A 22,119-nucleotide genomic window follows, 5' to 3' on the forward strand; every position below is an offset into this window, starting at 1 on the left:
GGGACGGGTGATTCTCCCTTCTTTTTTTCTTTGCTTGATAAAATTGAGAATGGAGATTTGTCCAATGAAAAAGAAGTATCTCGATATCTGCCAAAGCATCACAGAGCAAATCAGGAGCGGAAGGATTAAACCGGAAACCTATCTTCCATCTGAGAATGAAATGGTAAAAGAATATCAGGCTTCAAGGGAAACCATTCGCAAAGCTTTGAATCTCCTTGCACAAAATGGCTATATTCAAAAAATCAGGGGAAAAGGATCCATGGTCCTCAATACTTCTAAATTCGACTTCCCAGTATCCGGGCTGGTCAGCTTCAAGGAGCTGGCAGGCAAGATGAGCGAACCTCCCCAGACTATTCTTAACGGATTGAGCCTTGGAGAAGCCGGGGGTTTTATCAAAAAAGAGCTGCAGCTGGAGGAAGGCGATCTGGTCTGGGACGTCCTGCGGACAAGAAAGATGGGAGGAGAAAGAATCATTCTTGACCGCGACTTTCTGGCTGAGAAGCATGTTCCCCATCTGACTGGTGATATTTGCAGGAATTCCATCTATCAGTACCTTGAAAAAGAATTGAACCTGAACATCAGCTTTGCCAAAAAAGAAATCATCGTAGAGGAACCAACCGATGAGGACCGCTCCCTGCTGGACCTTGATGGCTTCCAGAATGTAGTGGTCATCAGGAGCCATGTATACTTGAACGATGCCAGCCTATTCCAGTTCACAGAGTCCAGGCACCGTCCGGACAAATTCCGTTTCACCGACTTTGCGAGAAGAGCTCTCCATTGAATAAAACTATCAAATGCCGGCCATTGCCCCGGCATTTTTTTATGTTCTTTTATAACCTCTTCTGTTTCAATAGTCATATTTTAGGGAATACCTTCAGGAAATCATACAACAATGCTTACATAACCTGGAGGGGGATTTATGAAGAATTTTAAGGTGTTTGGCATTATCCTTCTGCTCATGGCAGGAATCCTGGCCGGCTGTACAGCGCAGGCTGCCGAGGAGGAAGGGACAGTCACATTGAGGCTTGCCCATAATCAGGGCACAACACATCCGATACATACTTCGCTGACAGAGTTTGCAAGATTGGTAGAGGAAAAGACAGATGGCAGTATGAAGGTCAAAATTTACCCGAGCGGACAGCTTGGCGGGGAACGAGAGGCACTTGAGCTGACTCAGACCGGTGCGATTGACTTTGCCAAGGTGAGCGCAGGCTCGCTTGAGAACTTTTCAGAAGTCTATTCATTGTTCAGCCTTCCTTATTTATTCGACGATAAAGACCATTTTTATAAAGCGATGAACAGCAGCACCGCAAAAGAGGTTTACCAGACTACGACTGATATCGGTCTGAGGGGACTGACGTTCTATGAGTCAGGCACAAGGAACTTTTATACAAAAAACAAGCCGATTATGCATCCTGATGATCTGAAGGGGCTGAAAATACGGGTCCAGCCGAGCCCGACAAACCTCAAGATGCTTGAGCTGCTGGGCGGGTCGCCGACGCCGATGTCCTTCGGTGAAGTCTATACGGCTATGCAGCAGGGTGTCATCGACGGCTCGGAAAATAATGAAACAGCACTGACGGATAATAATCACGGAGAAGTGGCAAAGCAGTACAGCTACAGCGAACATGCCATCATCCCGGATATCCTGATTATCAATGAAAGCAAATGGAAGCAATTTACTGCTGAACAGAAGAAAGCTATAACAGAAGCGGCAGAAGAGTCTTCTTTTTACCATAAAGAGGTTTGGCGGAAAGCGACAGAGAAGGCGATAAAAGACGCCAAGGATATGAATGTCACATTCAGCAGGCCGGATAAAGAGCCTTTCATGGAAGCTGTACAGCCGCTGCATAAGGAGTTTGCAGAAAAGAAATCGACCGGAAAATACTATAAAGAAATCCGGGACATGGCTGAAGGCAATTAAAAGGGGGAGCTATCATGCAGACTATGAAAAAATGGATCGATCTGAGCATTGCCTTTGTGACCTGCACCCTCTTGGGTGTGATGGTCCTGATGGCCATCTGGCAAGTGTTCACAAGATATGCGCTGGATTCGCCAAGTACGATTTCAGAGGAGTTTCTCCGGTATTCGCTGATATGGGTTTCCATGCTCGGCGGAGCCTATGCCTTCGGAAACAAGAAGCATATCGCAATCGAGTTCATCGTAGAAAAGCTGGAAAACAGGAAGAGGCTTGCCGCAGCTATCCTGATTGAGCTGATTGTCCTGGCATTTGCTGTATTTGTCATGATTGTCGGCGGGTCTAAAACAGTTGGGATCTCTATGGAGCAGTATTCTGCCGCACTTGGCCTCCCGATGGCCTATATTTATCTGTCCCTGCCAGTCAGCGGCATCCTGATTGCCGCTTATACGATCATCTCCATCAGGGAAATCTCCGCAAATAGAAAAGCGGACTTATATTCAGAAGAAGTAGAGACTCCAGAGCCCATACATATTGATAAGGATAGAAAGGAGGGGCTGGGATGACAATCACAGCAGGACTCCTATTGCTTTTTGTATTCTTTCTGCTCTTATTTCTGGGCGTTCCCATTGCCATCAGCATAGCCGGTGCCTCTCTTGTCACCATGCTGGTTTTGTTTCCTTTTGATATTGCCGTATTCACAGCAGCGCAGAAGATGGTGGCGGGGCTCGACAGCTTTTCCCTGCTCGCCATCCCGTTCTTCATCCTGTCAGGGGTTATCATGAATAATGGCGGAATCGCGATCCGCCTGATCAATTTTGCGAAGGTCCTTTCCGGGAGGATGCCCGGATCGCTCGCCCATACGAATGTAGTCGGGAATATGCTGTTCGGTTCAATTTCCGGTTCCTCCGTTGCGGCTGCAGCAGCAATCGGCGGAGTCATGTCTCCGCTTCAGAAGAAGGAAGGCTATAACCCGGCGTATTCTGCTGCGGTTAATATCGCATCGGCACCGACAGGGCTGCTGATTCCGCCAAGCGGCCTGCTGATCGTCTATTCCCTTGTCAGCGGCGGGACGTCGATTGCCGCGCTCTTCATCGCCGGTTATATTCCCGGCATCCTTTGGGGACTTGCTACCATGGTTGTAGCATATGTGATTGCGAAGAAAAAGAATTATCCGATTGCACCGAAAATTACGTTCAGCCAGGTGATGAAAGTATTCCTCGATGCGATTCCGAGCCTGCTGCTCGTGTTCATAGTAATCGGCGGAATCATTGCCGGGGTGTTCACGGCAACAGAAGGCGCTGCCATTGCGGTTGCCTATTCTCTCATTCTCTCGATGTTTTATCGGACATTTAAAATAAAGGATGTTCCGAAGATGCTGATGGAAACAGTGGAGATGACAGCCATCATCATGCTTCTGATTGCCGCATCGACCATTCTTTCCCTTGTCATGGCATTTACCGGCATTCCTGAGGCCATTAGCAGCGGCATCCTCAGCCTGACCGATAATCCGATCCTGATCCTGCTGCTGATGAACGTCATCCTGCTGATTATTGGGACTTTCATGGATATCACGCCTGCAGTCCTGATATTCACGCCGATATTCCTGCCGATTGCCACGAATATCGGGATGGATCCGGTGCACTTTGGCATCATGATGTGCCTCAACCTTTGCATCGGAAGCATCACACCGCCGGTAGGAAGCGCCTTGTTCGTCGGATCCAGCGTCGGCAAGGTGAAGATCGAGCAGCTTGTGAAGCCATTGCTTCCATTCTACGCTGCCATCATCGTTGTGCTGCTCCTTGTTACTTATATCCCGCAGGTCAGCATGGTGCTGCCGGGACTGTTTGGACTATAAAATGAAGAAGGGCTGCCTTTAGCCATAAGCTGTTCAGATATAGTGGGAAAAATCACAGACTAAACAGCATACGTTTTAGTAGAATATGTAGTACAGTACTTAACTAACCAAAAAAGCTTGGGATATCCCAGGCTTTTTACCTTTGGATGTTGGTATTTATTAAACGCACTCAATGGCTGAACAGTTGAATAGGCGATTCTCCTTTAACTTTAACATTTTTAAACAAGGAAACTAGATTATCTGCTAATGAAAAATTTATAGACGGAAAAATCTCCTTTATTTTTAAAATAGTGCTGAAAACAGCTTAAATAAAGGGAGAAATTCCCCTTATATGACTCGAAACCATAAAAAAAGATAATTTTTCTTTGCATAAAGGGAAAAACTCCTCTTATTTTCTCAAAAAACACGACTGATTTACATTTAACAGTAAAAACTCCCCTTAATTCACTGGCAGCCCACTCTTCAGCTGCAAGGAGCAGAAAACTAACTGTGGCCAGGCAGCCCTTTTGATTTTTCCGTATAATTCCAGCTATCCTCCGATAAACTAAAGTCATCATCTGCCAGGAGGAAAGATTATGGAAGATCTGCTGCATAACTGTCTTCTGATTTTCGGAAGGATCATCACCATTCTGCCTTTATTGCTCTTTATTACTCTTTTTATGGGGAGGCGCTCGATTGGCGAGCTTCCTGTTTTTGATTATCTGGTTATCATTACACTGGGGGCGGTGGCCGGGGCGGATATAGCTGATCCCTCCATCAGGCATCTGGAAACAGGCTTTGCCATTATTGCCATTGGCCTTCTCCAGCGGCTGATTGGGAGATTGAAGATTTCAAAGCGGAAATTCGGAAAACTCATCACTTTTGAGCCGGTCATTGTGATACATAAAGGCAAATTCCTTAGTGCCAATTTAAAAAAGTACCATTACAGTATTGATAACATCCTGCAAATGCTGAGGGATAAGCAGGTCTTTGACGTTCAATATGTGGAATTAGGGATACTGGAGGGAAACGGAATGCTGAGTGTCCAGCTCAAGCCTGCACAGTTGCCTGCCACTAAGGGAGACCTGAATATTTCCGGAGGCTCTTCACAAATTGCCTTTCCTGTCATCGTTGAAGGAACGGTATACCGGGAGGTTTTGGAACGGTTTGACGTAGATCAGGACTGGCTTGATTCGGAGCTGTCCCGGCTGGGCATCTCCCGGCTGCAGGAAATATTCTTTGCTTCTATCAGCCCTGAAAAAGAACTGCATATCTCCCTGAAAAATGAACAGGCACAATCCATACCATCTTTGTATCATTAGCCCATTATACTTGCGGCGGTCCTTAAAACAGCAGCACCAGCTCCTACTTATTATCGGGAACTGGTGCCTTACTGGCCTTTCGTATAATGGCTATAAAAGCCCTGGAAATCAAAAAGGTCAGGGTAAGAGAAAAGAAACTGGTAGCCGAACTCCATCCTTTTTTAAATCTAATAAGTCTTGTTCTCTTTTCAAAAAAGTGTTCAACTATAGCCATTGGGCCGCTGAAGCAGACTGACTTAATCAAAATGCCCATAGGGCTCGATGATTTTGTAACCTGATTAAAATAGACACAGGTAACCGGGTAGAGAAGATAGTCGAAAATAAAGCTGACGTCAAATGATTTCACCAGCTTAACTGGGTAGGTTATATAACCTTTTCTGACAAGCAGCTTGTCGAGGATGGAAGAAAGGTATCCTTTAAAGAGAAAGATCAGCATCCAGTCTTTTACCGGAGGCTTTCTCATCAAATTGATAAAAGATATCAATCCAAAGACAAGAAGAAATTTCAATGTGTTTTTCTCAAATTTATCCATGCTGTATCCTTCCCGGCTGTGTAATTATTACTGTTACTATCCCAAGGAAGAGGGGGATGTATTCATCCTGGTTTGTTTTGAACAAGGCAGCCTCTGGGAAGGGGGTGGCCCCCTTTTAGAATAAATACATTGGCATCCAGGTCACTGTGAAGGTACTTGTGGTGATTATTGCTTCTCTCTGCTGAAAAGAGAATGGGAATCTAATTTAAATTTATTATTCTGTATTGACAAACTTTTCCCGGAAATATAATATAAGAAGTCCTGCCAACTAAAAATTGGCGTTAGGGGACTGTGAAAGGTTCATTCTTATGTGAGGGGATGGATTGTGATGGATAAAGAAAAATTAATGGAAAGTGCACGCGCTGTAAAACAGGCTGCGTATGCACCGTATTCCAATTTTCCTGTAGGAGCAGCTTTGCTGCTGAAAGATGGAACCGTTATCAGCGGAGTGAACGTAGAGAATGTTTCCCTTGGGGCGACGAATTGCGCTGAAAGGACAGCCATTTTCACTGCTATTGCAAATGGCTATAAAAAAGGAGACTTCCAGGCAATCGCGGTTTCCGGGAACACGGCTGACTTCCTTCCGCCTTGCAGCATCTGCAGGCAGGTGCTGGCAGAATTCTGCTCACCGGATATGCCTGTTTACTTAACGAACGAAAAGAAAGATATACTGGAACTGCCTCTGAAAGAGCTATTGCCTTACGCTTTTACTGATCTGGAAATGTAAGATCAATTATATGAGCCTGCTTCGATACACTCGAAGCAGGCTTTTTCTATGCATATATACAGAGAATACCTTTCAGCCGGGAGGATGATACTAATACAATAAAGCGGATGAAGGAGATCAATCATGAATACGATCAAGCCGATTAAAGCAGGAACAAATAAAACCCGCCCGAAGGAGCCATTAACATCAGCAGAGATGGGAAAGCTCTGGGCTACCTATATGGGAAACAGCATGTCAAAATGCATCCTGGCATACTATTTGCACCATGTGGATGATCATGATATTAAAGCCTTATTGGAGAATGCCTCTAAATTATGTACGGAATTCCTGACTGCAACAGAGGGACTCTTAAAAGAAGCTAATTTCCCTATACCAGATGGCTTTAATGAAAATGATGTCAATTTAGAAGCGCCCCGTTTATTCCACGATGATTTTTACGTCCATTACTTAAAATATGCAGCGAAAGCGGGAATAAGCATATACAGTGTAGGCTATCCGATTGTCTTCCGGAAGGATATTGTAGAATTTTTCAGGTATTGCACGCAAGCAACATTGGATTTAATGGATCAGATCAAAGAGATTCTGATGAAAAAAGGCTTGATCATCAAGCCTCCATTCATCCCGGTGCCCAAAAAAGTGGACTATGCCCAAAAGGATTTCCTAAACGGCTTCCTTGGGCGGGTCAGGCCGCTTCACGCCCTGGAAATTGCCCATTTATACGACAATATTGAAAACAATGTCACAAGCAAAGCCTTTATTATGGCCTTTGCCCAGACAGCGAAAAACGAGAAGATCCGGCAGCTTTTTCAAAAAGGGGCCAGCATGACGCATAGCAACCTGGTGCGGTATATGCAAAAGCTGCATGATGAAAACTTGCCTTCGCCAACCTTCCTGGACGACCTGGTCACAGACTCTACCTTTGCGCCATTTTCTGATAAACTCATGCTTTTCCATAAGATGGACATGTTTTCCATGAAGATCAGGGCATTCGGCAATTCACTGGCTGTAAATGGCAGGCATGATATCGGACTCTTATATTCAAAATCCCTAATGAATATCACTCAATTTGTCACTGAAGCATCGGATATTATGATGGAGAATGGCTGGATGGAAAAACCCCCCGAAGCAGCGGAGAGGCAGAACCTGGCTTCCAAATAGTTAAATCAGTCAGCTTCTATACGGGAGGCACTAGAAAACAGCCGCAGCTAAGCTCGGCTGTTTTCTAATCTTGCTATACAACTCTATCCACATTCGTTTCTTGAGGCACTGCCAGTTTATGCTGTCTTCTTAAGCCAAATACAACTCTCAGTCCATTGTACCTGCGTATTGCTGCATGATGAAAAATCATAATTACTGCAAATGCAGCCGTTGCAAGAAAAACAAACTTAAAAGGAATACTCCAATCTAAATGAGCAATCCAGAAGCCTGAAACGATTATGACAGGCTGATGAAGAATGTAAAAAGGCATGGCCGCTTCACTCGCATAAGATAGTGCTGGAGTGGAAGTATTCAAATGCCTATCCCCCAGGAAAAAAATGAACAGCAGGACATTCCATACTAAAAGAACGCGAATAACAGTGAAGATATAAAAGGCAGCAGTCCCATAAGCGGGAAAGCCTGACATGAATACCCATAAAATATAGGCTGCTAAGCTGACTGCACTGATTGTACCTGTAAGCTTGCCGCTATTTCGTGCAAAACTTCTGAATGACTCCCGGGCAAAAAAATAATAGCCATAAGCGTACAGCAGCAAGTAAAACAAAATCCCCCAGCTAGCCAAATTTAAGATATCATTCGCCCATAGAGCTGCCACTGTTAAAGGCAGGGGCAAAAACAAGTAATGGGAAATGGCAAAGGAACCATTTCGAATATGCTGTCTCTGCCTCTCATTTAGGAAGAAAGGCAGAGTTAGGGCTGAAAAAATCAGGAGCATCAATAAATACCACAGATGATGGCCGAAAAAGGCAAAGTTTCCACTTCCGCCGATTTCCAAATACAGACCATCAAAATAATGGGGGAAGAATTGAAAGAAAGAACCTTCAAACTGTTTGCCGGTCAGCCTCTCTATATAAACTTGAGGAGGTGAGAGGATAAAAATGCCCAAAAGCAGCGGAATGCCAAGGCGGACCGCCCTTTCCTTCAAAAATGCTCCGGAGTGGCGCTTTTTCAAAGCGTGATAGGTGCTGATTCCGGAAATGGCAAAAAAGACAGGCATGATCCAATTGCCGACAGCCAAGGAAAACAGTTCTATGTAGGTTCTATTGATTTCGTCGTTCTTTACATGCCATTCAAATGAGTTAAAGAACATCGAACAATGGTAGAGAAATACAACCAGCATCGCTAATACCTTAATCCAATCTAAATCATAATGTCTGCTTTTCTCCTGCCCCGGCAGTACCATATAGTTCCCCCCAAGATATGTTCAGTGCGGCTATGTATCTCACAGCCGGTTCTATATCAATATTTCAATAGATTACTTGCCTTTATTCAGTGTATATTAATATTTACAAATATAGTATATTATTACAAAAAATACGGAGGTTTGCAGATGATTTATGACCATGTCAATAAAACCATATCCACAGACCGGCTGCTGCTTAGATTGTTCCAGGTTTCCGATGCAGAAACAGTCGCCAGGCTCTGCGACAACTATAATCTTTATAAAAGTACTTTGTACCTGCCCTATCCCTATGTAGTAAATGACGCCCTTTCCTGGATGGAGAATCATCTTAATAATTTCAGCAGTGACCGATCCTATGAACTGGCAGTGACAGGTAGGGAAACCGGTGAGCTGTACGGTGCGATTGCCCTATCCAACAACCAAAATTTCCGCCATGGCGAGCTGGCTTACTGGATAGGTGAGGAATATTGGGGAAAAGGCTATGCCACCGAGGCAGCAGAGGCAGTCATCAGATTTGCATTTGAAGAAAAGAAGTACCACAAAGTGTTCGCCCGCTATTTTCAGTCCAACCCGGCTTCAGGGCGGGTCATGGAGAAGCTCGGCATGAAAGAAGAAGGAATCCTCGCTGACCATGTACGGAAGGAAGGCCGGTATGAGAGCCTGGTGTGTTATGGACTTATAAACCCAGCAGATAAATAGGAACCTTTATAAGGGCTGTCCGTACTAGTATTGAGGTGATCAGATGATAGAAATGCTCCTGCTTTTTGTATTAATGCTGCTTGCAGTGCTTGCCCGCTGGCTGGTTTACGGCGCCTTTGAACCGATGCAGTTTACACTCATTTTTCTGCTTCCTGCAGCAGCTCTTGCTGTTTATATCATCAGCAGGAAGCTGGCGGAGAAAGAACGGACTTATCAGCCTAAAAATATTCACGGGTGGTCCTACTATAATATCCAAAAAACGCTCCTCATCCGGAAGCCGCTTTTTAAAGGAGATGAGCTTCGGGGTTATGTGAGGCGCTATTTTCCGCACAAATGGCAATATGCCTTTGGCGATATTATTGGATTTAACTGGTATCTATGCCTCGAGATCCAGATTGGCCAGGATCTCTATGATGTGCGGTGGCACCGCAAGAAATGGCTGACCAGCCAGGAACATTGGAGCATCTTTAAAAATGGGGAAAGGATTGGCGAAGCCCGTACACTCATTAATATGAAAAATACGGCATCCTTAAAAGAAGCCATCCAGTATACGATCAATGATGACACCTATCTTTCCTCTGCAGCAACGATATCGTCCGCAATCTCGCTGACGCGGGAAGGAGAACAATGCGGAACTTTGAAGCGGCATCATCTTTTAAGCAGCGTCTTTGTGATTGCTCCCCATGAAGGCAGCAGCCCAGAAGCCATTGTGGCTTTAATCCTTCATTCATACTTTTTTAAAAATAAATAATGGAGTTGGTTGTTTTGTTATTAGTCAGTTCGTGCCTGGCGGGGCTGGAAGTAAGATACAACGGCACTCATTGCCTGCATGAGAAGATCCGGCAATTGATTGATCAGAATAAAGCCGTATCCATCTGCCCCGAACTGCTTGGGGGATTTCCCGTGCCACGGGAGCCTGCAGAAATTACAGGCGGCGATGGAGGCGATGTCCTGGACGGCACGGCAAGGGTCATCGAAAAATCAGGCAGGGATGTAACTGAATTATACATAAATGGCGCCTATGCGGCCCTTAAAAAAGCGGAAGAGCTGCAGGTAAGTACAGTCGTGTTAAAAGAATTCAGCCCCTCATGCGGCAGCAGTGTCATTTACAACGGAGAATTTACAGGAGGGAAAGTGGCAGGGGAAGGGGTGACATCTGCCCTGCTGAAAAGGAATGGCATAAGAGTAGTTTCAGAAAAAGAGCTGGAAGAGCTGCTTGAAGCTTTTCAGCTATAAATCAATAGACTGTAATTTTATGGGGTATCCCTGTTATTGTAAAGGGAAACAAATAGTGTTAACCTTGTACAGACATAGTGTCCTTCCTATGTAAAAAGGAGCGATTCACTATGCTTAGTAAGGCGGAACACTTACTAATCAGCAGAGAGCTTGGACGTTTAAGAGATGAACTTATGCTATGCAGCGATGACCAAGTAAGGAAAAGCATTCACCAGGACATACTTTTACTCCGCAGGGCGTTAACAATTACTGCTAGAAAATAGCAGTTTTTTTATGCAGTTTTTCCTGCCATTGATGCAAGAAAAGTGAAGAGGGCCCGGCACTGAGCCCTCCATTGAGATATTAAGCGGGAAAAGACCTATTCGATAGTGTGTTTCATAGCCTGGTACATCTTCGCAGTATGTGCATCCAGTTCATCCCGGGACATACGCAGACGTTCGACAGAAGAGCCATAGCCGATTTCTTCTTTGCCCTCCGCCAGTCCTTTAAAAATTCCATCTGCGAATTCATTCAAAGGTTCGCCCTGGGTATGGAGTCCGGCACCGCCTAAGTCCGTGTTGACTGCAGGAGGAGCGATTTCAATCACTTCCACTGGTGTTCCGGAAAGCTGGTGGCGCAGGCTGACGGTAAAGGAATGGAACGCTGCTTTCGTAGCGGAATAGATTGGTGCAATGACGAGCGGCGTAAACGCCAGCCCGGAAGTCACGTTGATGATGGCCGCTTCCGTTTTCTTTGCCAGGAATGGAGCGAACAGCATTGAAAGGTGGAAAGGCGCCTCAATATTTGTAGTGATTTCTTTGTTAAAATAGCCCCAGTCCTTCTTCGCATCTGCTTTCAGCACATTAAAGCGCTGCTGAATCCCGGCATTGTTCACCAGTACATTTACCTCAGGATGATTTTCCTCCACCCAGTCAAACAAGGCCGATCGCTCTGATTCCACAGCCAAATCACAAACTCTTATAATCAGTTCAGGGAATTTCTCCTTAGCTTCCTGCAGGACACTTTCCCGCCGGCCGCAGACAATGACAGTATTGCCGGCATTAATAAATCTCTCAGTAAAAGCCAGCCCGATTCCTGCAGCACCGCCTGTAATAAGTATTGTATTTCCTGAAAGTTTCATTCTGGCACCTCTTCTCTTTCAATTGATGATTTCCCCTATCCACATAAAACTGTCGATATCCCCCCTATGATTGTTGATAATCAAGATATCCACAGCAGGATTTCCGGGATTTGCCCATAATCGAGCCATATCCACAATAAGATGATTGAAAACCTTTGCTAATAAGAATGATATCCACAATTACTGTATACCCCTTCGAAGAAAGGTTCATCCGGCTTTCTGCAGCATCATCATACGGCTCTGGAAGCAGTACAAGCCAGCAAACTGTTTTACCCGGCAGGAATTTGCCGGAAAGAATCGAAACTATAATAGTATAAACAATGGGAGGGTCATTTATGAAATTAGCAGAGGCCTTGATTTTACGTTCGGATTACCAGAAGAGGGTCGAGCAATTAAGGAACCGGCTGAGCCAGAATGCGAGAGTCCAGGAGGGGGATCTTCCGAATGAGGAGCCTCAGGTGTTAATGGAAGAATTGACAGAGATCCTGGTAAAACTAAAAAGCCTGATTCAAAACATTAACCGCACCAATATCCATACCCCTTATGATCAGTCGCAGTCGCTCGCTGACGCACTCACAAGCAGGGATCTGATCGGGCAGGAACGAACGATTTACAGCGACCTGCTGGGGCAGGCAACCATCCGGCATGACCGCTATTCACGGTCGGAAATCAAATATGTTTCGATGATTGATGTGAAAGAAACCCAAAAGTTTGTGGATGAATTATCCCAGAGATACAGGACCCTGGATGTAAAGATTCAGGAATTGAACTGGAAAACAGAATTGATGGAACGCTGATTATTGCTATGGAAGTTGGTAGCGTACGGGAAGGCGAATGCCAAACCCTGCAGCAGGGTCAAGCTGCACTTAATGGTCGGGGTTCGGGGTGGCCCTGAGGTTCAACTCCTCATTCACAGCTCATACCCAGTATTGTAACCTCAGAACCATTTACAGATAACACCTAACAACCGGGCATTGATTCTCGTTTCGTGAGGGCGGATAGGGGAAAATAGCAAAATTTCGCATGGGCGCTGATCTGAAAGGATCGGTGCCCTTTTTATTTTTACAGAGCGGTCTGGATAAAAGAAGGAATGGGAGGAAGGATAATACAATAGATACAGTTAAGGTGGAAGGCTATGAATAACTATACGAATGACAATACAGCCCGAAGGTACAGAGCGCATGTGAGCATTTTGGGAACTACACAGATCCATCTGCGGAACCCCTATATCATTGCCTGGTGGAGCGCTGCCTTTCCGGGTTTTGGCCATCTTCTTTTATCAAAATATCTTCGGGGATTTGTGCTATTCATTTGGGAAGTAGTCGTAAATATTAAATCGAAGCTCAATTTAGCAATGGTTTATTCTTTTCAAGGAGAAATTGAAAGGGCAAAAGAAATTTTGGAAGTAAGGTGGCTGCTGATATATATCCCGGTCTATATCTTTGCCATCTGGGACAGCTACCGGACGACGGTCGATTTAAATCAGATCCATGTACTCGCAGAAAGGGAAGAGCATCAGTTCAACTCCTTCAGCATGGGAGCTATGGAGATAAACTATTTAGATAAGCGCAATCCCGTTATGGCAGTTGTTTGGTCACTTTTTGTACCGGGATTGGGACAGCTGTACATACATCGGATTGTGTCAGCATTTTTCACTATTGTCTGGGCAGTCGTCATTTTTTACTACTCCCATGGCCTTGAAGCTCTTTCGTACTTATTTATGGGGGATATTGAGAAATCGACGGCTGTCATACATGCGGAGTGGCTGTTATTTTTCCCGTCCTTATACGGCTTTTCATTATATGACTCTTATATCAACACCGTAGAGAACAATAAGTTATTTAACAAAGAACAGCGGGCATATTTCAGGAAAAACTACCAATCATCCTCTTTTCGGATTCTAAAAGGTCAGAAGGTGAAATGACTAATGCAGCTGTTTTCAACATTTGAACATAGCAGTTCACTCGAAATGGCGGTTTCTACTCTGGAGAAGAAGGGAATTAAGCGTGAAAAAATCTATATCGTCCCTTTGGATAATCGCCAGGAGAAGCATAAGCTGTTCGATGGCCTGAACCGTTCTGATGGAACTTCCCTTATTGACATCGGGGCAGCGCTAGCGACTGCCTTCTCTGTTGTCGGGGCTAGCATCGGATTTAAGTTAGCATGGGGTCCGATCTACTGGGGGCTGATTACCGCAGCTGCCGGTTTCTTGATTGGTGTTGGTATCCGCCTTTTTACAGAAGCAATCGTAAAAAAGAAAAGAAGGCAGCTGAAAGGAGTCCATTCTGAGGTCATCCTCATTGTAGAATGCGAGGACGCTGAAGGTGAGCTGGTTGAAAATATACTGTTTGGCCATTATGCACTTGGAGTGGCGAAGGTGAAGTGAATAGAGGAGGAAGAATTCAGGCTGCTGTTCAGGCGGCTTTTTCTTTTGGAAAGTAATATTGTACCATATCCGGGCTTTTTCTTTATGATCCTGAGAGAGTCCTTATCATTGCTTTCTTTGCGTGCAATAGCGCTGGGGATCTTCGGATGGAAAAGGCTTCGATGAACATTATAGATTATCAAAAGTTAAGGTGAACGGCCCTCTCAAAACTGGGCGGTTCACCTTAAACGGTTTGCTTAACTAAGCATTGCGGCCGAAAATGACATAGTCAGTTGAGATGGGGAGAATATCAATAATGCTATTTGTATTTAATAGATTATCGAGCTGGCTTCCCCTTTCGGTGACTATCTGCGTTTTATTATAAATATCGCCATTAAAGTTTGTACTCAGCACAATTCCGTTGAGGAACACGTTCTGTGCATTTCCATAGGTAATCGTTCTTGTTTGTCCGGGCGCCAGTGTAAAATAAACATCTCCATCAAAGTTGGCCGGGTTTTCGCCTTGCCGGACGAGGAGAGCAATTTGCAGGGTGGCTGCGCTGCGATTATTAAATGTCTTTTGTGCCATTATTAAACCCCCTTTCCTCTATATTCTATGAATACTGATTGATATGGAGAGGGCTTGTATAATAGGGAAAATGATCATTTTCTGTTTTTTTAAAGAAAAATAGACGAGGGAACCTCTGATCTGAGGTTCCCTCGCTTTATTAATTCTGGCTCATTCTTCGCTTGGCACGCAATCTGATCAGCTGGAATCTTATGAAGCACCCGATGCAGAAGCCGAGGATGGCAACGAATGCAGCGAGAGCAACCATGATGGTGAAGATATGGCCCAGGACTGTGAATCCTAATGAATAGGACACCAGTCCTCCGGCAAGGCACACAACTGCAATAACCTGGTTGAACTGCTGCTGGTCCCATTCCTCAGGGATATAGGCAGACGGTTCTTTCTTCAGGAATGTTCTGGCGGCCCGCATGATGGGGTTGAATCCGAACAGGAGGCCCATCAGACCGGCAATAAGCGGGATCGCTAAAATCCACTCCTGCCCGGTCAGCCAGCTGGCAACAACACTGATGACAATGAACCATTGGTTGGTCCTGACGAGGGGACGGGGAATTGAACGTACTGTTTCTGCCATTTATAAATACGACCTTTCGTATAGGGATTTGAGGTTTTATATTATCATACTCATTTTGCAGCAGTTTTGAAAGTGAAAAGTATTTCTCTAATTATAATTATTTTTTTATAATAGACAGTTTAAATGGGGTATCCGCCGGGTAAAAATTTAGTTGTAACAGCTGTTTTTACCTTTAAGTTCCCCGGTCAATATCATCTTAAGACCTACATAGCAAGAAAATCATTTTACAAAATCATCCTTTATTGTTGTATAAAATTTCCTTAACTAGAAAAGATAAAGGTGATTAATTTGAGGAGGTTATGCAGTTTGGATCAGAATAAGGATAAGAATATGCAAAAGGGCGATGATGTGAAGCGCGAGAAGCTGACGACCCGCCAAGGCCATCCTGTAAGAGATAACCAGAATATACGGACGATCGGCAACCGCGGTCCCGCTACACTTGAGAATTACCACTTTATTGAAAAAATCTCCCACTTTGACCGTGAGGAAGTGCCTGAGCGCGTCGTCCATGCACGCGGGTCAGGGGCATTCGGCTATTTTGAGACATACGGAAAAGTTGGCGATGAGCCAGTCGAAAAATATACCCGCGCGAAAGTATTTTCAGGTGCAGGGAAGAAGACCCCGCTGATGGTCCGCTTCTCCACAGTGGCAGGGGCGAAGGACTCTCCTGAAACAGCGCGTGATCCGCGCGGTTTTGCAGTAAAAATGTACACTGAGGATGGAAACTGGGATCTGGTCGGGAACAACCTTAAGATTTTCTTTATCCGCGACGCGATGAAGTTCCCTGATATGATCCATGCTTTCAAAGCTGATCCTGCTTCAAATGTGCCTAACCCTGAGCGGATGTTTGATTTCGTTTCCCGCACGCCTGAAGCCACGCATATGATCACATTCCTGTTCTCGCCATGGGGCATCCCTGCGACTTACCGCCATATGCAGGGCTCTGGCGTTAATACGTACAAATGGGTCAATGACAAAGGTGAAGCGGTGCTTGTTAAGTACCATTGGGAGCCAAAGCAGGGCATCCGCAACCTGACACAGGAAGAAGCGAATATGATCCAGGCGAAGAACGTGGGGCATGCTACACAGGATCTGTATGAAGCGATTGAACGCGGCGACTATCCGGAATGGGAGCTGTATGTGCAGATCATGGAGGATGACTACCACCCTGAGCTGGACTTCGATCCTCTAGATGATACGAAGCTTTGGCCGGAAGACAAATTCCCATGGCTGCCGGTTGGCCGCATGGTTCTTGACCGCAATCCGGTTGACTTCCATGCCGAGATTGAACAGGCTGCCTTTGGAACAGGTGTCCTGGTCGATGGAATGGACTTCTCCGACGATAAAATGCTCCAGGGACGCACTTTCTCATACTCTGATACCCAGCGCTACCGCGTCGGCGCCAACTACCTGAAAGTGCCGGTCAATGCACCAAAAGCGCCTGTCCGCACAAATCAGCAGCGTGGCCAGATGGATGTCCGCGATCCGAAGGAATCCGGGGACAATCCGCATATCAACTATGAGCCATCCATGCTCGGCGGTTTTGAGGAAGTGGGAGAAGCGAGCCCGGCACCGCATCAGCCGACTTATAATGCAGCAGCCATGAGCGCGCCGATCGACCGCCCGAACAATTATGGCCAGGCAGGACACACCTACCGCAGCCTGGAGGATTGGGAGCGCGATGAGCTGATCAAGAACCTGTCCGAAGCGCTTGCTGCGTGCAATAAGCGCATCCAGGACGCTATGGTCGAGCACTTCACACAGGCGGATGAAGATTACGGCCGCCGCGTGAAGGAAGGCATTGAAAAAAGAACGAAAGAGCTGAACGAAATGTCTATGGAAGACAATGTTCCCGGCCGTGAAGCAGGACAATCCAAATACGGCCAAGGCTCATTGTCTGCCAACGAGGCAACGAGAGAAGCCGTGGACAAAGGCCACGAAGCTGATCCATATTAATACGCTATAAGCCGAAGGGCTGCCCGCGACATCAGGATGACTGGTGGGCCGGGCGGCTTTTTTTGTTGGAGAAGGATCTGGATATGGGGGGAGGATGCTGTGAGTCACTCAAGAGAGTGAGTCTATTCAGAGTGTCTCCCGTTTTGACCAAAGTAGAGATGGACTGCATATAAGCAGTCCATCTCTTTTACAGAGTAAGCAACATCAAAGCATTCTCCATGATTGGAGATTGAGATTCGTTTGTTAGGTTCTGTATTGCAGTCGTAGTACCAGCATTTTCCATATATAAGTGGAGATTTTCTTCAAGTAGATCCAGCGTTGCTTTCAAATGGCGGGTGAGCATTTTTTTTTGAAAACCGTAAAGGCAAGCGAAAATTAAGAAAGCTCCCGGTTACCCGGAAGCCATTTAACTCTATTTATCACACAGCAGATAGTTGTGGCAGGCGAGAAGACCTGCCTTAAAATCATCGCTTGCCAGCTCTGAGTCATAGGCGCAAACCGATAGGATTCTGCTATCGGACACGATGGCATCCGCTTCTTCTTCAGATGCCAGTAATTTGCTGCTTATTTCTTCTTCGTCCCGCCATTCTACATGAGCCCAGCTTCGTACTACAGCATTCTCTTCTGAATAATCGTCCAGTACCTTTGGAAGATAATCAAAGATTGAATTCACCCGGAAATCGCCTTTTGCATAATAAAAGTCATAGTTGTTTATGAAAACGACTTTCTGCAGGCGATGGTCATCTAATTTTTTGGAAAGTCTATGTTTAATCATTGAAGTCAATCGGTCATTTTCTATAATAACGGAATATTCATTCAGTTTAATTCCGGTGATGATATACTCTTCTACATGCGAGAGGTAAAGCTCCTGGTTCCTGAAAAAATATAGTACATGTCCTTTGGCAAGGCTTTGAAGCTCATTCACTTCGTTTACACGAGTACTTTTCAAATTTGCACCCCATTAAATTTTTGACATATTCCAATAAGCGTAACATAGTTTTGAACAAATTGATGCCTCCTGAAGCCAAGGATTTAGATTAAGTGCTATAGGACTAGGGGAAGAAAAGATCTCTCTGATTTTAAAAGTATGTCATTCACCTATTTCCATGCATAAGATATCCCGAATAGAAGTGAAGGGACTGAGAAATTATGTATGGATATCATATGTGTCCTTATCCAGTGGAGCGGCTTGCCGGAGTCAGGAGTCAGCCTTTGTTCGGGCACTATCCGCTGGAGGCAGGGTATGGAAGCAGCTTTTATTCCTTGCCCCATGGGGACTTTCGGGTGCCGCTAAAGGATTATGGCCCCAACCCGTTTGTCGTGAATATCAATGAAGCGACGAAACAGAACAAAAACTTTCGTACAGCTCTCTGGACAGGCAAGCACCTGCAGCTGACGCTGATGAGCCTGAAGCCCGGCGAGGACATTGGACTCGAGAGGCATAATAACCTCGACCAATTCCTCCGTATAGAAAAAGGCCAGGGTGTCGTCCAGATGGGGAAGAAGAAAAATAATCTGGATTTCAGGAGAAATGTGTACGATGATTCGGCCATATTCATTCCTGCAGGCACATGGCATAATCTTACGAACACCGGGAACAAACCGCTGAAGCTGTACTCGATCTATGCGCCTCCCAATCATCCATTTGGCACCGTCCATCAAACTAAAGCGGCTGCTGAGGCTGCAGAACAAAACCGCGGTTATCGCTCCAATTATGGAGGGTATCCTTATGGGTGGGGGTATTAGGCTATAAGATTAAAGAGGGCTGCCGGGCGGGGCAGCTTTCTTTTTGATAAAATTATGGTTAATTATGGTATTATACATATAAATTCTGCACAGGGGGACACAATGGCCAAAAACGTCACTTTTTCTTTTGATACAAAATACATCAATTCACGCACATGTGAAACTTTTACCTTTGAGGAGCTGGGAGTTGCCGAAAACTTGAATGAGGAAGCAGAGCGGAAGATTCTGGAGGACATTCTTCAAGCTTGGATTTGGGACAAGCTGAACATTTCTTATAGCATTGTGTTGAATAAAGATGAATAAAAGCAAAAAAAGACCCGCGGCTCCTGAATCAACAAGAGTACGGGTCTTATTTTTTTACGTAAACGCTTTGCAGCACTCTTAGTACGGAGTGCCCCCGTTAATATGCAGCACCTGCCCAGTTACATAAGAAGATTCATCAGATGCAAAGTATACATAGCCTGGCGCAAGTTCGCTCGGCTGTCCCGGGCGTCCCATTGGCGTCTTGAATTCTCCTTCGCTGCCAAAACCGTCTACCTCGTCTTTAGAAAAAGAAGCGGGGATGAGCGGTGTCCAGATCGGGCCTGGCGCCACGGCATTTACCCGGATTCCCTGTTCGACCAGAGATCCTGAAAGGGAACGTGTAAAGGCAAGGATGGCACCTTTCGTTGAAGAATAGTCAATCAGCTTCGGCGCGCCCTGGAAGGCTGTGATGGACGTGGTGTTGACGATAGAGCTGCCAGGCTTCATATGGTCAAGTGCAGCTTTTGTCAGATGGAACATGCTGAAGATATTGGTGCGGAATGTGCGCTCAAGCTGCTCTGCCGTGATGTCTTTAATGGATGGCTGGGTATGCTGCTCCCCGGCATTGTTGACGAGGATATCGAGCTTGCCGAATTCAGAAACCACTTTTTCCACGGCTTCCTGGCAAAAAGATTCTTCACCGATATCGCCGGCAATCAGCAGGCAGCGGCGGCCTTCCTGTTCCACATACTTTTTTGTTTCCTCCGCATCGTCATGCTCATCGAGATAGGAAATGGCTACATCAGCGCCTTCCTTCGCAAAAGCAACAGCGACAGCACGGCCGATCCCGCTGTCTCCACCTGTGATCAACGCGGTTTTGCCTGACAGCCTTTCACCTTTTCCTGCAAGATTCTGCGTGAAGTCGGGGCGGGGCTCCATTTCATTTTCAAAGCCTGGCTGGCGTTCCTGCATTTGTCCGGGAATCTGTTTTGGCATGTCTTTATCCATTGATTAGTCAATCCTTTCTCACCATATAGTTGCTTTGTGATGTATATCACTTATAAGCCATATAGTTTTCTTACCCTTGAGGTTGGTTTTAAAACAGGATTTTGAATGCTGATCTCTCATGAGCCGGGCTCTCTTTATGCAAGCTTGTTTCTAAGGGGGGAAATCCTTATCGCAACAAAAAAATGATAAAAATCATTAAAAGTTTATTGAAAAACAATAAAAAATAATTTAAAATCAATATAACTTAACCTGTGAGGTGTATGAAATGAAAAGGGAAACACTCTTTTTGAAAATAGCCATCTTCCTTATCGGGGCTCCGATACTGGCATTATGTTTATTCGGACTGCCTTCTCTTGCAATCAATGCAAGCCAAAGCGGTTTGGAATGGCGGAATCTGCTGTATGGCATTTTGGCTGTTATGTATATATCGGCCATTCCGTTTTTCGCTGCTTTGTTTCAGGCATTCAAGCTTTTAAATTATATCGACCATAACAACGCATTCTCAGAAATGGCTGTGAGGGCTTTGAGGACGATAAGAAATTGTGCCGCTGCGATTATGCTGCTGTATACAGCAGCTATGCCGCTCTTTTATTTTGCGGCAGAGATCGACGATGCCCCCGGCATCATCCTGATCGGATTGATCATCATTTTCGGTTCCGTTGTGATTGCTGTATTTGCCGCTGTCCTCCAAAAATTATTGAAGAATGCGATCGATATCAAGTCAGAAAATGATCTGACGGTCTGAGGTGAAAACATGGCAATTATCATTCGTATCGACGTGATGCTGGCGAAACGCAAAATGAGCGTGACAGAGCTGTCAGAAAGGGTCGGCATCACCATGGCCAACCTTTCCATATTGAAAAATGGAAAAGCAAAAGCAATCCGGCTGACGACTCTGGAAGCCATCTGCAAGGCGCTGGACTGCCAGCCGGGGGATATCCTGGAATACCAAAAGGACGATGAAGAGCCGGAACGATGAATTAGTTCAAATTCTGTCCAGATAAGGGGAGGTTTCATATGAGCATAGCCATCCAGAATGATGTTAAGAAAAGAAAAGTAAGGATGCAGGTGATTGGAGGAGCACAGCAGCTCTGCCGTTTTGGCTGGGAGCAGGCGTTGTCCTGCCTTTTCCCTGTCGTTATCTTTGCTTCCTTGGCCCTGACGAAGATCATCCCGCTTCCGTTCCTGCCGCGGTATGACTGGCTGCTCCTCATCTGCCTTGTGATGCAATGGGTGATGCTGCGCTCAGGACTTGAAACGCGCGATGAATTAAAGGTTATCACACTTTTTCACCTGATCGGGCTTGCGCTTGAGCTGTTCAAGGTCCATATGGGCTCCTGGTCTTATCCGGAAGAAGGCTTCTTCAAGGTTGGAGGCGTACCGTTATACAGCGGATTCATGTATGCGAGCGTTGCCAGCTATCTTTGCCAGGCGTGGCGGAGGCTGAAGGTTGAACTGGTAGAGTGGCCGCCGTTTTGGCTGGTTGTCCCGCTGGCTGCTGCCATCTACCTGAACTTTTTCACACATCATTATTGGATTGACATCCGCTGGTGGCTCTCGGGGCTTGTAATCATAGTCTTTTGGCGTTCCTGGGTCATTTATGAGGTTGGAGGAATCAAGCACCGTATGCCGATTTCCCTATCATTCGTACTGATCGGATTTTTTATCTGGATAGCAGAAAATATCGCCACCTTTTTCGGGGCGTGGGAATATCCGAACCAGCAGGATGCCTGGAGCCTTGTCCACCTTGGCAAGGTAAGCTCCTGGCTGCTGCTGGTGATTGTCAGCTTCCTGATTGTTGCGACACTGAAGCTGGTCAAGGGGAAGTCCCATTAATTTCAAAAAGCCGT

Annotated in this window: 26 protein-coding genes; 19 read left to right on the plus strand and 7 right to left on the minus strand. The window is 45.6% G+C overall.

The window, feature by feature from the left end; all coding sequences use genetic code 11:
* The first annotated feature begins 64 nt into the window (after window positions 1-64).
* The 5 genes from treR (at window position 65) to CYJ37_RS06995 (ending at window position 5,077) form a co-directional block, all read left to right on the plus strand.
* Window positions 65-781, plus strand: coding sequence for a trehalose operon repressor (gene treR, locus CYJ37_RS06970; protein WP_101548739.1), 717 nt, complete (start codon window positions 65-67; stop codon window positions 779-781).
* Window positions 782-919: 138 nt separating this feature from the next.
* Complete coding sequence (locus CYJ37_RS06975; protein WP_101548742.1) at window positions 920-1,924, plus strand: TRAP transporter substrate-binding protein; 1,005 nt, start codon at window positions 920-922, stop codon at window positions 1,922-1,924.
* 14 nt (window positions 1,925-1,938) lie between these two features.
* Window positions 1,939-2,484 carry a TRAP transporter small permease gene (locus CYJ37_RS06980; RefSeq protein WP_009794471.1) on the plus strand — a complete coding sequence of 182 codons (546 nt, stop codon included), beginning with the start codon at window positions 1,939-1,941 and terminating at the stop codon, window positions 2,482-2,484.
* Window positions 2,481-3,776 (plus strand): TRAP transporter large permease, encoded by a 1,296-nt coding sequence (locus CYJ37_RS06985; protein ID WP_009794470.1) that lies wholly within the window; start codon window positions 2,481-2,483, stop codon window positions 3,774-3,776. The genes CYJ37_RS06980 and CYJ37_RS06985 overlap by 4 nt, the downstream gene beginning before the upstream one ends.
* A 575-nt stretch (window positions 3,777-4,351) precedes the next feature.
* Window positions 4,352-5,077 (plus strand): DUF421 domain-containing protein, encoded by a 726-nt coding sequence (locus CYJ37_RS06995; protein WP_101548746.1) that lies wholly within the window; start codon window positions 4,352-4,354, stop codon window positions 5,075-5,077.
* 43 nt (window positions 5,078-5,120) lie between these two features.
* On the opposite strand, the gene CYJ37_RS07000 is transcribed toward CYJ37_RS06995, so the two are convergent.
* Complete coding sequence (locus CYJ37_RS07000) at window positions 5,121-5,609, minus strand: CBO0543 family protein (RefSeq protein WP_101548748.1); 489 nt, start codon at window positions 5,607-5,609, stop codon at window positions 5,121-5,123.
* Between the two features lie 328 nt (window positions 5,610-5,937).
* On the opposite strand from CYJ37_RS07000, the gene CYJ37_RS07005 reads away from it, so the two are divergent.
* On the plus strand, window positions 5,938-6,336 hold the full coding sequence (locus tag CYJ37_RS07005; RefSeq protein WP_009794465.1) for a cytidine deaminase: 399 nt from the start codon (window positions 5,938-5,940) through the stop codon (window positions 6,334-6,336).
* 123 nt (window positions 6,337-6,459) lie between these two features.
* Entirely contained in the window at window positions 6,460-7,494 is a 1,035-nt protein-coding gene (locus tag CYJ37_RS07010; RefSeq protein WP_101548750.1) for a DUF3231 family protein, read from the plus strand.
* A 73-nt stretch (window positions 7,495-7,567) separates the two neighbouring features.
* On the opposite strand, the gene CYJ37_RS07015 is transcribed toward CYJ37_RS07010, so the two are convergent.
* Window positions 7,568-8,737, minus strand: a complete 1,170-nt coding sequence (locus CYJ37_RS07015; RefSeq protein WP_101548751.1) for an acyltransferase family protein — start codon at window positions 8,735-8,737, stop codon at window positions 7,568-7,570.
* Between the two features lie 147 nt (window positions 8,738-8,884).
* Here CYJ37_RS07015 and CYJ37_RS07020 point away from each other — a divergent pair, with 147 nt between their 5' ends.
* The 3 genes from CYJ37_RS07020 to CYJ37_RS07030 are packed head-to-tail and all read left to right on the plus strand — an operon-like array spanning window position 8,885 to window position 10,672.
* On the plus strand, window positions 8,885-9,436 hold the full coding sequence (locus tag CYJ37_RS07020; RefSeq protein ID WP_101548753.1) for a GNAT family N-acetyltransferase: 552 nt from the start codon (window positions 8,885-8,887) through the stop codon (window positions 9,434-9,436).
* Between the two features lie 43 nt (window positions 9,437-9,479).
* Window positions 9,480-10,187, plus strand: coding sequence for a hypothetical protein (locus CYJ37_RS07025; protein WP_101548755.1), 708 nt, complete (start codon window positions 9,480-9,482; stop codon window positions 10,185-10,187).
* Between the two features lie 14 nt (window positions 10,188-10,201).
* A complete protein-coding gene (locus CYJ37_RS07030) occupies window positions 10,202-10,672 on the plus strand; it encodes a DUF523 domain-containing protein (RefSeq protein WP_129613172.1) in 471 nt (156 codons plus the stop codon).
* A gap of 358 nt (window positions 10,673-11,030) precedes the next feature.
* On the opposite strand, the gene CYJ37_RS07035 is transcribed toward CYJ37_RS07030, so the two are convergent.
* Entirely contained in the window at window positions 11,031-11,792 is a 762-nt protein-coding gene (locus CYJ37_RS07035; protein ID WP_101548759.1) for an SDR family oxidoreductase, read from the minus strand.
* A gap of 335 nt (window positions 11,793-12,127) precedes the next feature.
* Here CYJ37_RS07035 and CYJ37_RS07040 point away from each other — a divergent pair, with 335 nt between their 5' ends.
* The 3 genes from CYJ37_RS07040 (at window position 12,128) to CYJ37_RS07050 (ending at window position 14,178) form a co-directional block, all read left to right on the plus strand.
* On the plus strand, window positions 12,128-12,589 hold the full coding sequence (locus tag CYJ37_RS07040; RefSeq protein ID WP_022544548.1) for a DIP1984 family protein: 462 nt from the start codon (window positions 12,128-12,130) through the stop codon (window positions 12,587-12,589).
* A 338-nt stretch (window positions 12,590-12,927) separates the two neighbouring features.
* A complete protein-coding gene (locus tag CYJ37_RS07045) occupies window positions 12,928-13,716 on the plus strand; it encodes a hypothetical protein (RefSeq protein ID WP_101548761.1) in 789 nt (262 codons plus the stop codon).
* Window positions 13,717-13,719: 3 nt separating this feature from the next.
* Window positions 13,720-14,178, plus strand: a complete 459-nt coding sequence (locus CYJ37_RS07050; protein WP_009794455.1) for a hypothetical protein — start codon at window positions 13,720-13,722, stop codon at window positions 14,176-14,178.
* A gap of 240 nt (window positions 14,179-14,418) precedes the next feature.
* Here the strand turns inward: CYJ37_RS07050 and CYJ37_RS07055 are convergent, their stop codons facing one another.
* Window positions 14,419-14,745, minus strand: a complete 327-nt coding sequence (locus CYJ37_RS07055; protein WP_009794454.1) for a hypothetical protein — start codon at window positions 14,743-14,745, stop codon at window positions 14,419-14,421.
* A 139-nt stretch (window positions 14,746-14,884) separates the two neighbouring features.
* Window positions 14,885-15,316 (minus strand): DUF4395 domain-containing protein, encoded by a 432-nt coding sequence (locus CYJ37_RS07060; RefSeq protein ID WP_101548763.1) that lies wholly within the window; start codon window positions 15,314-15,316, stop codon window positions 14,885-14,887.
* Between the two features lie 330 nt (window positions 15,317-15,646).
* Here CYJ37_RS07060 and CYJ37_RS07065 point away from each other — a divergent pair, with 330 nt between their 5' ends.
* A complete protein-coding gene (locus tag CYJ37_RS07065; protein WP_141195021.1) occupies window positions 15,647-17,272 on the plus strand; it encodes a catalase in 1,626 nt (541 codons plus the stop codon).
* Window positions 17,273-17,684: 412 nt separating this feature from the next.
* On the opposite strand, the gene CYJ37_RS07070 is transcribed toward CYJ37_RS07065, so the two are convergent.
* Window positions 17,685-18,221 (minus strand): MEDS domain-containing protein, encoded by a 537-nt coding sequence (locus CYJ37_RS07070; protein WP_094767947.1) that lies wholly within the window; start codon window positions 18,219-18,221, stop codon window positions 17,685-17,687.
* A 200-nt stretch (window positions 18,222-18,421) separates the two neighbouring features.
* Here CYJ37_RS07070 and CYJ37_RS07075 point away from each other — a divergent pair, with 200 nt between their 5' ends.
* Window positions 18,422-19,018, plus strand: a complete 597-nt coding sequence (locus CYJ37_RS07075) for a cupin domain-containing protein (protein WP_009794444.1) — start codon at window positions 18,422-18,424, stop codon at window positions 19,016-19,018.
* A 102-nt stretch (window positions 19,019-19,120) separates the two neighbouring features.
* Complete coding sequence (locus CYJ37_RS07080) at window positions 19,121-19,321, plus strand: hypothetical protein (protein WP_022544545.1); 201 nt, start codon at window positions 19,121-19,123, stop codon at window positions 19,319-19,321.
* Between the two features lie 78 nt (window positions 19,322-19,399).
* Here CYJ37_RS07080 and CYJ37_RS07085 read toward each other — a convergent pair whose 3' ends face one another.
* Window positions 19,400-20,269: an SDR family oxidoreductase gene (locus CYJ37_RS07085; RefSeq protein WP_009794442.1), complete on the minus strand. Its 870-nt coding sequence runs from the start codon at window positions 20,267-20,269 to the stop codon at window positions 19,400-19,402.
* A 265-nt stretch (window positions 20,270-20,534) separates the two neighbouring features.
* Between CYJ37_RS07085 and CYJ37_RS07090 the strand changes: the two genes are divergently transcribed.
* The 3 genes from CYJ37_RS07090 to CYJ37_RS07100 all read left to right on the plus strand — a co-directional run bounded on the left by CYJ37_RS07090 (window position 20,535) and on the right by CYJ37_RS07100 (window position 22,105).
* On the plus strand, window positions 20,535-21,014 hold the full coding sequence (locus tag CYJ37_RS07090; RefSeq protein WP_094767949.1) for a DUF2975 domain-containing protein: 480 nt from the start codon (window positions 20,535-20,537) through the stop codon (window positions 21,012-21,014).
* A 9-nt stretch (window positions 21,015-21,023) separates the two neighbouring features.
* Window positions 21,024-21,248, plus strand: coding sequence for a helix-turn-helix domain-containing protein (locus CYJ37_RS07095; protein WP_009794440.1), 225 nt, complete (start codon window positions 21,024-21,026; stop codon window positions 21,246-21,248).
* An 83-nt stretch (window positions 21,249-21,331) separates the two neighbouring features.
* Window positions 21,332-22,105: a DUF817 domain-containing protein gene (locus tag CYJ37_RS07100; protein WP_101549646.1), complete on the plus strand. Its 774-nt coding sequence runs from the start codon at window positions 21,332-21,334 to the stop codon at window positions 22,103-22,105.
* Window positions 22,106-22,119 lie beyond the last annotated feature (14 nt).

The sequence above is a fragment of the Bacillus sp. UMB0728 genome (assembly GCF_002858875.1).
GTDB classification, from domain to species: domain Bacteria; phylum Bacillota; class Bacilli; order Bacillales; family Cytobacillaceae; genus Bacillus_AB; species Bacillus_AB infantis.